The organism is Bacillus cereus group sp. N24 (assembly GCF_016483345.1).
Taxonomy (GTDB): Bacteria; Bacillota; Bacilli; order Bacillales; family Bacillaceae_G; genus Bacillus_A; species Bacillus_A toyonensis.
In genome coordinates, this window is sequence record NZ_JAEHCA010000056.1 from 1 (window position 1) to 11,464 (window position 11,464).

Genomic DNA, 11,464 nt, shown 5'->3' on the forward strand with positions numbered 1-11,464 from the left:
GAAGGGTTATATTTATTTTTTTCTAAAGCTACTATAGTTTGTCGACTGACACCAACTGCATCTGCTAATTGTTGTTGAGTCCATCTTTTTTCAGCTCTTCCTACTACTATATTATTTTCAAGCATGTCATTCCTCTCTTCTATTATACAGTTATATTAACGTAATAGTAATATCTTTTTTACAAAAAGTAAAGAATATATTACATAAACCCGAATAAGACATTATATGTTTCGTCGAAAAAACGTGAAAATTATACGCTATTAAATTTATTGGGGGGTCTGCCACATGCCCACCAACTTAAGCAAACAAATCCACCCCTAACGAAAAAAATGAGCTTTTTATTACAAATTAGCACAAAATTTCGTTCTGGGGGTAGTTGTATTTTGTTAGCTTGATAGCGATGTGGTGCTACCCCTATAAGTAAAATTGCTTTCAACTTTTTTAATTGTTCATACATATCTTCTCATGAGCGCCCCTTACTGACTCAGCCCCTGTTTCTTACATAATTCTAATTTTTGTTGATTCTTTTCGTACTCATTTGCGCTCGTACTATTAGTATTTCCTTGATTAATAGACTTTTTCATCATTTCATTTTCAGACTTTACAGTATCACACTGATCTTGAGTGAGTTCCGTCTTAGGTTGTATTTCTTGAGATTTTTGTTCCTGTTTAGCTTTGGTTTGTTCTCTAGCTTTCCGGTCATTTTCCTCGCCTTTAACTTTACTGTATTCCTCTGGATTCATACCTTCAGCTTTAGCCTTCTTTTCTACATAGTCATATAAATCGACCTTTTCTTTTTTTGTCATACTCGAGGATAATTTATCAATTGTTCCATCTGGTTTATGAGGATATACAACAGGGTGGAATTTCTCAGCAATTCTAACTTTCTCCTCATCATACTTGGAATTTTTCTTGATTTCCTGTTTTGCTTCTTGTTTCGTCGACTCCTTTTTAGGTTCTTCTTTTGAACCACAACCAACGAGTAAGCTTGTTGCAAATAATCCTGTAATTATTATTTTGAATATTTTTTTCATAATTACCTCCAATAATGTTTTTTGTCTATACAGGATAATCTTACCATATTAATTTAGAAAATATTTTGCAAGAAATCGATTCCCAATAGGCGATATAAAAGCCCCTAATCAGCGTAAGTCAGCATAAACCCAATAAATGTAGACTATTTTTTGTGTGAGTAATTTATTTTTTATTAAAAATTACGGTACGTGAAATTTTATATTCCCTTGGTTAAAAAAGCCCCCATAGATCTTACACCTATGAGAGCTGCCTAAGGGTATTTAGACTTTCGACTTCATTCTATTGTAACAGGCTTTCACCATACATTAGAAACATAATGAACCAAAAACAGACCATCATTATAAGAAATTCTTTAAACCCTTGCTGAAAGGAAATACGACCTTCTTCCATTCTATATGCCCCTTTTCTCTACATCTTTTTATATGTTAAAATAAGAGGGAAAGAAATGTGCCAATTTCTTTCCCAGATGGTCACTCATGACTTTGCTCTTTATTTGCTTTTTGCAAATGAAGAGCTTTTATTTTGCATACTTATACTTACTTTCTAACATCGCATAGCGCAATAACTTTAACTTTGTTTCTTTTTTCAATGCTTTCCACTCAGATACACCAATTTTCATTTTCTATTCCTCCAATAATTAAATTTGTTATTTATATAGCTTATAAGTTCCAGTTGTAAATCTTTCTAATTTGTTTATCGCTAAATCCTTCATGGACAGCGAAGATTTCCGGAAAATCAGAGATACACAAATCAATAATTGTATTGTCAGTTGTTCTTATATAGTAATATTGGACAGCTCCCTCATAGTTCGAATATAAATAGTACTTTTGAAATCTTATAATTTAATTCATTTTTCTCTAATACCTCATAAAGCTTATTTTTAGTTTCATCCATTACGTCAAAAATAGTTAACTGTTCCATCATTAACAGCTCCTCATTGCGTAAATTTAATAAACTAACTCTAAGAACAAGGTTGTTTCATTATGTTCATTAGTATGCACATTAAACTGTTTTCCCGTAGCTTCTAATGCACTAAAAAGCATTCTTTTATATCCTTGCTCCATAAAATCTACACTGATTTGACCATGATTCATAATAAATTGAAGATCAGCCATCATCTTTTTAACTTTCCGTTCCATATAATAACCTCCTCAATAAAGTTATATAACTTATATAATCATTCTATTACTCATTTTTCTAGTTGTCAATATAAGTTATATAACTTATAATATTTTTTATAGAGGAGGTTGTAATATGGCTGTTAATAAAGATAAGTACACTCAAATTTTAGTTACTTTTACAAAAGAACAAGTAGAACAAATAGAAAATTATTGGCATGAAAATAAGCTGAAGAATCGAAACGAAGCAATTCGTCAGATCGTAGACAAAGGGTTAAGTCGTAAATAATGGCTACCCTTTTTAATTTTCCTAATAAACCTAAAAACGCATATAAATTCCCTTTCTCCCTTTACATGCGTTTTTATAACAAATACGACTTATGATATTAATAACTCCATCAAAACCCCATACAACTAAATCTGAAGGGTCATTTTTTAGTTAAACTGATTTTTTTCATATATTCTTTATACAAATAAAAAAAGAGCCGGATTTTCATCACAGCTCATGTATGAATTGGTTCTGTATGTGTACATGTGGGATATTGTGAACAGCCAAAAAACTTATTTCCTGTTTTATTCGAATTTCGAATGACTAAATCATGTTTACATGTTGGACATTTCCGTTCTGCAGGTTTTACTCCTTGATACACATCTTCAGCCGAATATTCGGGATTGATTTTATTAATCAATTTCTGAAGTTCTACACGATCTATTAGTTTTACATTGCAAGCTTCCGCTAATTCTTTCGCTTGCCTTGTATACACACTGTTCGTTACAACCCAGCCTTCATTTGCTTTGTAATAGGCTTGTGCTGCATATATCTCTTGTACGGCACTAATGCCGACTCTATTTTTCATCCCGTATCGTTTTGCCTGGATGACAATACGATTTTTTCCCTTCAATACCAGATCCGCTCCGAAATCATTTGACTGTTTTGTGACTGTTGGAGAATAACCCAACTCTCGAAAGAGAGCTTTTAAGTATAATTCGAATTGATGTCCGTCCATTTTGTCTATATAGCGAATACCAGACTTAGCCATTCGCTTTAATATTCTACGCTCCTGGATCTTTCGGTACATAAACTTACAAATACGAAAAAGAACATAAAGGATAAAACCACAAATCAAAATCTGTAGTATGTTTGGCATTTGGGGTAGATTAGACACTTCTCTCCACCTCTTTAATTGGTTTCATTTTCTTTGGTTGGGCTGTTTCTTCTGCCTGTTGCTCACTCACTTGTTTCTTCCGAACATCGTTCCAATCTTTTTCATTCATTGGTATATCCTCTTTAAGATCTACAAAGCATCTCATCGTCTGAATGAAGTCTTTCCCGGCCTTATCGTTATCAACCGCCATAATGACCTCTTTAATATCGTGCCCTTCTTTTTTCGCATCCATTAAAGATTGAATCACTGTTTTTGACTTCAATCCATGCATAGAAACCAGACGAGCGTTTTGGATATTATTTTGTTTAATGCTCCAATGAGATAACATGTCGATTGGATCTTCATAAAAATAAATCTTATCCGGTTTACCTACATCAACCGTAAAACCAGCATTGATTTTTTCATAATTCGGGACAATTTGCTTAAAGCTTCCTCTTTTATTCTCCATTTTTACTGTACCTTGACGGTTCATACCAATGACTTGCCCTTTGCCTCCTTCTTCTCTCCATTTGAATACCACGTTATTTTTCTTATCCTGGGCGATGAGATCCTTTTTAATCAGCCAATTCACCAAGCGAGGATCTATTTTCCTCTCATCAATTAAGTACTGCTTGATCTCTGTTTGTTTCTCCACCTCTAAATGTTTTGGATAACGAAAAGGCTGCTGCTCTTTTTTGCGCTCCTCTTCAGCTTTTGAACGATCAAACTCTTTATAGTCCCCCTTTTGAATGTCCATCACTGCTTGTGGGAATGTCATGTCATAGTACATCATGGCAAAGCTAATCGCTCCATATCCTTTTTCCCCTCGGCTATTCCAGGCGTACTGATTCCCTTTAATGATGAGACTGTCATGTTCCGTATGACGATAATAGTTTCCTTCTTTCTTAAATGTTTCACCTTTTGCTTCCAGATATGAAATCAAGTCTACTTTTCTTGCTTTCATCGCATCCTCCGTACTGACACGTGCCATTACGGAATCCCCCCTTTACTCTATAAAATGAAATAAAAAAGAGGACTATTCCGTTTCCTAGTCCTCTTTTACATACATTCAATTTTTATTTTCCGAATAAGAATTTTAATCGCTTCTCCTGTACGCTGTATGATAAACGAGCGTCAAATTTTTTCCCGTTTTTGTTTGAGATAAACCCTTTAATCTGATCCGTTACATTCTTTTCTAATAACTTTTTCACATGGTTACTACTTAGGTTTTTACCAGAGAATGTACCAAAGATAATGAAGTCACAGCCTTTTTTGTATTTCTCACATAAGTAGTTACTTTTCCCTACAAGGACTCTACTCTTACACAATGGACATTTACCAATGGTACGATCTTCAGTCGTTGGAAAACGGAATTTCAAACTTCCGTCCGCTTCCATATAGATAGCTGCTGTAAATTCTCCCTTTTCTCCTTGAAAGCCGTTGATAAAATCCGTTGTTTTATACTGAATTAACTTTTTCACCTGATTACCAGGAATTACTTTCCCTTTTATCTTGGCTGGTAACATAAAATCACATCCATTTTTATGCTCCGTGCATCCATAAAATGTTTTACGATGAAGCATATCCCCTTTTTTACATTTTGGACATTTACCAAATGACAGCTCCTCTTGTGTTGGGAACTGAAATTTAACTTTTCCTACATGTAACACTAAATAAGCGGAAAACTCCTTCTCATTGGACTTAAATCCTTTTAAAAGATCTGTTTTTTTATCCTCAAAAAGCTTTTTCGCTTGCGCTTCTGGAATCGCTTTTTCTTTAATTTTTTTCGGTAAGGAGATTTCACATTCCGGATAATTACTGCACCCGTAAAAGTTTCCTTTATGAAGGATTTTTCCTTTTCTACAAGGGCATTTGCACACCTCAATCTGCTGATTCCAGGTATTAATAATGCTATCAGACACCTTATCATCCATTGCGCCTAATTGTTCCACTGTGTCTTTTACAAATGTATTCGTTTTCTCCACAAATTCCTCATATTTCATTTCATTCTTTTCAATCATGTAGATCATCCCTTCCATTTCAGCCGTATAAGCTGGATTTTTGATTTCATCTACCGGAAAAGCATCTATAAACGCACGACCAATATTAGTAGTTCGAATCTGACTGTTAGTAACATCAATATAGCTTCGCTCTAACAGTTTTGGAATAAACGTTTCTTCCGTTGCGACTGTCCCAATCCGTTTTCCTTTCATAAGTTCTTTCAAATGTTCATCATCTAATTTACGCCCTGCCGTCTCCATAAAGGTTAAAATGGAACTTTCCGTATGAAAGGCTGGTTTCTTTGTTCGAGACTCAATCAAGTCATACTGAACGATTCTGAAAGAATCTCCTTCTCGTAAAATAGGTATCTGAAACGCTTCAACTGATCCCTCTTCTATATCCTCTTGAAACACACTTAGAAACCCTTTCTCTTGTAGGATCTTTTCTTTTGTACTGTATGTGTTGCCCTCTTGATCTATAAAATGTACTTCTCTTACCAGGTAGATTGCTGGTTTCATAAAATTCCCGATAAATCGTTTTACAATTAAGTCATATAACTGTTTTTCTAATGGATTTCGGTTGGTCCCGACATATAATTTTGTTGTTGGGATGATGGCAAAGTGACTACTGACTAATTCATCATTAAATGTAGTGTGTTTTGTTGTAATAGAAGATGGGATTACTTGTTGTACGAGATTTGCATAGGAGGTTTTTTCTAATGCTGCCATTACTTCTTTCACTCGTTCCACTTGTTCTGTAGGTAAGTGCCTAGATGAAGAACGAGGATAAGTGATAAAGCCTTCTTCATACAAACTCTGAATATGCTTTTTTGCTGTTTCCGCATTTATCTTCAGTTTGGCGTGAGCATCTTTGTAGATATCCGTTAAGTTATATAGTAATTTTGGTTTCTTTTTTCTCGTACTCTCTTTAAATTTCGTTACGATTACATTCGTTTCTTTCAAGCTATCTCCAAGCTTTTGTAGTGGCGATGGATCTATCAGTTGATCTTCTGTTTTCATTACTGGTGATAAACCATTTTCCGTTAGTAGCTTTAAATTGTAATAGGTTTGTTCTTTATAGTTTTGGATAGCGATTTCTCTCTGACGGATTTCATTCAAGATACACATTTGAACACGACCAGAAGCCAATAAGAATTGGTTTCTTGCTAGTTTCGATGTACAACCCCTTGTAACATTAATTCCTAGAATATAATCCAGGTATTGTCTTGCTTTAGCTGATTGAGCAAGCCCGTCATAGTCTGTTCCTGGTTCTAATCGGTTTAATGCTCCTTCTAATTCTGCGGCTTCATAAGAAGAGATAAAAAGACGGGATTCTCGCTTGTTCACACCTGCATATTCATATAATTCACGATAAATAAGCTCACCCTCTCTATCTGCATCACAAGAGTTGACCACATGATCCACATCGGGACGATTTAACAACTTCACTAATATTTGAATTTGTTCTAGACTATCCGATTTCTCTTTATATTCCGGCTCTAAAATAATGGGTAAGTGATCAAATTTAAATTCTTTGTACTTCTCGTCCATCTCCTCCGGATGTTTTAGTTCTAATAAATGCCCCCGGCACCAACTAATAATGTAATTTTCATTTTCATAGTAACCATAATAAGGCTTGCTCCCTGGATATCTTTTTGAGTTTTTAAATCTAGGTGATTTTAATAATTCAACAGCTACCTTCGGCTTTTCAGCAATAAATAATGTTTTCCCCATACGTATTACCTCCTATTAATCTACAATTTCCGTTTTACGCTTCCATTTCTTATTTCTGTGCTTTTTCATTATTTTGCGACCAAATAATAGCAACGTGTTCAAAAAGACAGCTACAAGGAACATACAGCCTGCAAACAGCCATACATTCATGACATTCACTCCTTTCGTTTTATAAACAAGAAAGAGGGCTTTTCCTTTTACCCTCTTTGGGGTACGGCAACGATTCCTTCTTTTTGGAGCCACTTACAAAACTAAAATAAGAATCTGCATCTAAAAGGGGGTTTTTAACGATCTTTTAGGTACAGATTCTTAATTACGGATAATTAATTTAAATTCTATGAATTTTCGGATATAATCAATTCATATTAGATAATAAAGGAGTCCTACAATGCAAAATATATTAGACCAAGCCCAGACAATATTATCTTCAGATGAAAAAATTCTAGATTTTTTTCATGGATCTTTAGACGTTTTTGAATTTAGGCATCCCGTACGCCCTGGAGTATTAATTGCCACAAATAAAAGATTATTTTTTTACGGTCTGGATTTAGTTGGTGATGCATGGGTTAATGAATATTTTTATGAAAATATATCAAAACTGAAGGAAAAAAAGAATTTATTTGGTGTACCCAGTATACTTTTTTGGAATAAAAACGAAAGAGTGGGCATCAAAAATATTCAAAGCAAAAATCTTAGCGAATTTATACAGATAATTCGGGATAAAATAACCAACGACTAAACAGACTTTACAATTAAATCTTGTCAATAAAAATCCAATTTCTATATTCTGAGAAATTGGATTTTTTAATTCCTTTAAATTGTTTACTTAATAATCACAACTTCTGAGTTATGGCACTTAATTTGATATTCAATGAAGTTAGGATATTAATCAGTGTCATAACTTCTATTCATAAATCTTATATCTTTCAATAATTAAAAAACACACTACATGTTTGGTAAAAAACTATAAAAGTTGCTGAGTGGCTCCAAAAAGAAGAAATTGTTGCCGTATCCCTCTTTCATTTTTAGATATAAAAAAATCACTCTCCGTTATCTCAATTGAGTAACAAAAAATGATTTAATCTGGTGTTCCTGTTATACAATTTTTCATCGGTCCATTTCCATTGTTTCTTTTTTTCTACCGGATTTCTTTGTAGCCTTCGACTGCTCTACATTACCTGACTCTTGCTCTTTGTCTTTTTCTTTATGATTTGTTTGTTTTCCGTTCAATGGCTGAAATTTTTTATCTATATTCATTTCCTTTGAACTTGTAGACTGATTCACCGTAATTCCTTCTTTTCCAAGTTTCTCATCCACCTGGTTTTCTAATTTCACAACGTGTTCTTGGCTTACCAACTCATTATCAATCGAAACATACTTTGTTGTATAATATCGCTCTTCAGCTTTTACACGAGTGACAATACTATCAATATTATCTGGTGTTTCTTCATATTGTGAACGTCTGTATGCTTCGAATTTCCGGCTTAAATCTTTATCTAATGTAGTTGGCTCCTTTTCTTTTAAAGGCTGAATTTGTTGATCTAGAGAAGCAATAGGTGCATATCCATCTGTCTTCATTTCTTTATATAATTCCACTTCTTTTTCATTAAATGAGTAATCTTTTTGTCCCTCCGCCTTATCAACTAAGTGCCCATATCGTTCATCTTTTACCAATTCATCTAGACTCATATTTGCATCCTTTTCATAAACAACAAATGACAAATTTCCTCTCCCATCAAAGATAGAACTTTGAACCTTTTCATATAAATCTGGTTTCAAAATGTTATCTAAGGAGTAATCTTCCCGTTTTCCGTTCTTTTCCATGAGGAAAACAGATAAATCTTCCCGATTTGTTGAATCTTGATTCCATACAGACAAATAATCAATATCTTTCGTAACAGCATCCATCATGTGGATTCTTGCAACTTCTTCTTCATCGTGGACACCGTTTGCTAATACTTCAATTGTAACTAAGTGATTGGGTGTCTCTTTCGGTTTTTCTAATGGATTTTCTTGTGCTTTTTCCATCGGTATTTCTTTGTTATTTCTATGATTCACTACCTCATCTCGTAACGCTTGTTTCACTTCATCCGATAGATACCTTTTCTCGTTTAATACTTGTTCATATGGCGTTTTGTAGTCCCCATCTCCCATATTCATACGATCCATACTCACAAGCTCCATTCTCCCAAAGTCCCTATCTACTTCTTTTGGAATGGCAATATGATAACGAGCTTGATCGTAAGGGATGGTTTGACCTCTTTCTTTAGCTTCTTCTCTTTCTTTTTCAATACTTGAAATAACTTCAGCCATTTTTTCATTGGCTTCTCCAAATGGAATCAGTTGATTATTCTTAAAAGTTTCATTGTCGCTCCATTGAACTAACATAGTTGGACGATTAATTTCGTCCTGATTTAATGCTGCATACTTTTCTTGATTCGCCTCATTAAATGCTTCAATAAATTCTTTATCACTCAATTTTTCTGCCCCTTCTACAGGCTCAAACGCTCGATTTTTATCTGCTTGTTCTCTTAAATGGTTAACAGAAACGAGTTCTTGTGTCGTGTTACTTAAACTCATGTATTCCACTAGTAAAATATTTTTTTCGCTTTCATTCTGTTCTCTATTTTCATTCTGCATTTCATTTTCTTTTATTTTAGCCGCTTCATATTTTTCTGTATTAAATAAAATAGCGTATCGATCATCTTGTTCTAACTCACTTAAAGGAATAAGCATATCTTCTTCACGTACAGTAAATGATTGACTTTCGTTTCTATCCAGGAGAGTATCTTTTACTTTTTCATAAACATCTCCTTTAAAAATATGTTCAATATTAGAAACATCCCTTTCGCCATTATAAAATTCATCACGGTCTAATACGCCCGGATCATAAATTGCCATATGATATACTTCTTTGGTTTCTGCATCCACCATGTGTAATTTTGCAATCTCACCGTCTTTTATATCCTTATCTAGTATTTCAACTGTTACTACATGCTCTTTTCCATTATCAGACACTTGTTTTGACATATTATCTACTCCCTTTTCATTCGTTTTTTCTTTTTCCTTTTCTAACGTATTTTCAATTGTTTCAATAAATTCAATCGAAGTTTCATGTACTTCTTTCAACAACTTGGTTTTATCTTTCATTTCTTTTCCTTGTGTCCAGCTCGCTAAATATCCTAATGAATATTCGCTTGTATCAATTCCAAAATAAGAAGAAACGGCGTAAGCTGTCATTTCTGCTTGAAACTCTTTTTCTGGTGCTGTGTAATTCATATGTGTCTCTGCTGTATGGAGTTTGGCATGTGCCAATTCATGAAGAAGTGTTTTAACATTTTGTAATTCACTGTTTCTAGGATTCAACGCAACCTCTTTTGTTAAAGTGTAACTAACTCCCTTTGCGACCCCAAGTTCTTGCTTCGGCTCAATAATTTTTACACCGTTTTTTTCCGCAATGGCTTCCATTCCTTTATACAAACTCTGGTAATCCGTAACGCTCCCTTCTAGCCAACGATTCGGAAAAATACGAGGTAGATCTTCCGCTTTTGCGTTTGTTTGAGACAGGTCAAACACATGACCGACAGCAAAATATAAGCGACCAGGCATCACTTCTACGCTTTTAGATTCAATTTGTTTCTTCTCTTCCTCATTTGCCTTAGTTACTGTTTTCCAAGTGCCTTCTTTGTCCTTAAATTTTGCTACAGTTCGGTTTGGAACAAGGATCTGGATTCCTTTCTCGCCTTTCTTAACCGCAAACCCTTTTTCTTTCCAAAAAGAAAAGGAACCAACTGCACTGGCTCCCTCGAATTGACTCTGTATTAACGAAATATTAGATGGTGAATAGCGATAAAACTTTGCCATAAACGTTAGATACTCTTTTAAATCTCCCGGTGTACGAAAATAACCTTCTACGCTTTTTTCCATCTTTTTTGTTAAAGCTTGCACCGCTTCTTTCTTTTCTTCTGGTGATTTCGTTTGATACTTTTTCTTATAACTTTTACTCATGATCTTCTCCTACTCTTTCACTCGCTTTTTGTAATTCCTCCATTTCTTCTTCATTCCATCTCTCAGCTGTATCAAAGAAAAGCTCATGAGTTTTCACATTAACCGGAACTAACATATTTTCTTGATTCATGACATGCACTGCAAGTTCTTCCTCTTGTTCTCGTGTAATTTTGATTGTTAGTTCTTCCTCTTTCACAAGTAAAACAAGTTCACCTTCTCCAACCTCTTTAATGACCCCTAATGCGATATCTTCACGAAATAATAACATCCTAATAACCTCCTGTTTTTTTATAAAAAGAAACAATGTAGCTTACGTTACATTGTTCTTTGATGCCTCATGATCTATGCGTTTTTGTCTTGCATGACTAATTCGTTCAGCTACAACTTCTTTTGCTATCTTCACACTTCCCATCTCTTGTTTATC

11 protein-coding genes and 1 pseudogene are annotated in these 11,464 nt (G+C 34.2%); 2 read left to right on the plus strand and 10 right to left on the minus strand.

The genetic code is table 11. The features are described 5' to 3' along the window. The 4 genes and pseudogenes from JDS95_RS29880 to JDS95_RS29895 form a co-directional block, all read right to left on the minus strand. A partial coding sequence (locus JDS95_RS29880) for a helix-turn-helix transcriptional regulator (RefSeq protein ID WP_199691010.1) occupies positions 1-125 on the minus strand: 125 nt, incomplete at its 3' end. A gap of 351 nt (positions 126-476) precedes the next feature. Further along, positions 477-1,034 (minus strand): lipoprotein, encoded by a 558-nt coding sequence (locus tag JDS95_RS29885; RefSeq protein WP_199691011.1) that lies wholly within the window; start codon positions 1,032-1,034, stop codon positions 477-479. Positions 1,035-1,694: 660 nt separating this feature from the next. Beyond that, positions 1,695-1,959, minus strand: a pseudogene (locus tag JDS95_RS29890) (hypothetical protein). Between the two features lie 23 nt (positions 1,960-1,982). Further along, the gene (locus JDS95_RS29895) at positions 1,983-2,174 is read right to left on the minus strand and encodes a hypothetical protein (RefSeq protein WP_199691012.1); all 192 of its coding nucleotides are present in this window, start codon (positions 2,172-2,174) and stop codon (positions 1,983-1,985) included. Positions 2,175-2,289: 115 nt separating this feature from the next. Here JDS95_RS29895 and JDS95_RS29900 point away from each other — a divergent pair, with 115 nt between their 5' ends. Next, positions 2,290-2,442 carry a ribbon-helix-helix domain-containing protein gene (locus tag JDS95_RS29900; RefSeq protein WP_000290205.1) on the plus strand — a complete coding sequence of 51 codons (153 nt, stop codon included), beginning with the start codon at positions 2,290-2,292 and terminating at the stop codon, positions 2,440-2,442. A gap of 214 nt (positions 2,443-2,656) precedes the next feature. Here JDS95_RS29900 and JDS95_RS29905 read toward each other — a convergent pair whose 3' ends face one another. The 4 genes from JDS95_RS29905 to JDS95_RS31655 form a co-directional block, all read right to left on the minus strand. Beyond that, positions 2,657-3,319, minus strand: a complete 663-nt coding sequence (locus tag JDS95_RS29905; protein WP_199691013.1) for a restriction endonuclease — start codon at positions 3,317-3,319, stop codon at positions 2,657-2,659. Then, complete coding sequence (locus tag JDS95_RS29910; protein ID WP_199691014.1) at positions 3,312-4,289, minus strand: DUF3991 and TOPRIM domain-containing protein; 978 nt, start codon at positions 4,287-4,289, stop codon at positions 3,312-3,314. Before JDS95_RS29910 ends, JDS95_RS29905 begins: the two co-directional genes overlap by 8 nt. An 85-nt stretch (positions 4,290-4,374) precedes the next feature. After that, positions 4,375-7,032, minus strand: coding sequence for a type IA DNA topoisomerase (locus JDS95_RS29915; protein WP_199691015.1), 2,658 nt, complete (start codon positions 7,030-7,032; stop codon positions 4,375-4,377). Between the two features lie 15 nt (positions 7,033-7,047). After that, the gene (locus JDS95_RS31655; RefSeq protein WP_255257375.1) at positions 7,048-7,182 is read right to left on the minus strand and encodes a hypothetical protein; all 135 of its coding nucleotides are present in this window, start codon (positions 7,180-7,182) and stop codon (positions 7,048-7,050) included. Between the two features lie 238 nt (positions 7,183-7,420). Between JDS95_RS31655 and JDS95_RS29920 the strand changes: the two genes are divergently transcribed. After that, on the plus strand, positions 7,421-7,771 hold the full coding sequence (locus tag JDS95_RS29920; protein WP_199691016.1) for a PH domain-containing protein: 351 nt from the start codon (positions 7,421-7,423) through the stop codon (positions 7,769-7,771). A gap of 368 nt (positions 7,772-8,139) precedes the next feature. Here JDS95_RS29920 and JDS95_RS29925 read toward each other — a convergent pair whose 3' ends face one another. Both JDS95_RS29925 and JDS95_RS29930 read right to left on the minus strand, forming a co-directional pair. Further along, positions 8,140-11,040: an LPD25 domain-containing protein gene (locus JDS95_RS29925; protein WP_199691017.1), complete on the minus strand. Its 2,901-nt coding sequence runs from the start codon at positions 11,038-11,040 to the stop codon at positions 8,140-8,142. Beyond that, positions 11,033-11,308: a hypothetical protein gene (locus JDS95_RS29930; protein ID WP_000923991.1), complete on the minus strand. Its 276-nt coding sequence runs from the start codon at positions 11,306-11,308 to the stop codon at positions 11,033-11,035. The genes JDS95_RS29925 and JDS95_RS29930 overlap by 8 nt, the downstream gene beginning before the upstream one ends. Between the last annotated feature and the right edge of the window lie 156 nt (positions 11,309-11,464).

Coding starts and splice junctions, on each gene's coding strand:
- JDS95_RS29910 (WP_199691014.1), bottom strand. CDS start 4,289: ATGGCACGTGTCAGTACGGAGGATGCGATGAAAGCAAGAAAAGTAGAC.
- JDS95_RS29920 (WP_199691016.1), top strand. CDS start 7,421: ATGCAAAATATATTAGACCAAGCCCAGACAATATTATCTTCAGATGAA.
- JDS95_RS31655 (WP_255257375.1), bottom strand. CDS start 7,182: ATGAATGTATGGCTGTTTGCAGGCTGTATGTTCCTTGTAGCTGTCTTT.
- JDS95_RS29915 (WP_199691015.1), bottom strand. CDS start 7,032: ATGGGGAAAACATTATTTATTGCTGAAAAGCCGAAGGTAGCTGTTGAA.
- JDS95_RS29930 (WP_000923991.1), bottom strand. CDS start 11,308: ATGTTATTATTTCGTGAAGATATCGCATTAGGGGTCATTAAAGAGGTT.
- JDS95_RS29885 (WP_199691011.1), bottom strand. CDS start 1,034: ATGAAAAAAATATTCAAAATAATAATTACAGGATTATTTGCAACAAGC.
- JDS95_RS29925 (WP_199691017.1), bottom strand. CDS start 11,040: ATGAGTAAAAGTTATAAGAAAAAGTATCAAACGAAATCACCAGAAGAA.
- JDS95_RS29895 (WP_199691012.1), bottom strand. CDS start 2,174: ATGGAACGGAAAGTTAAAAAGATGATGGCTGATCTTCAATTTATTATG.
- JDS95_RS29900 (WP_000290205.1), top strand. CDS start 2,290: ATGGCTGTTAATAAAGATAAGTACACTCAAATTTTAGTTACTTTTACA.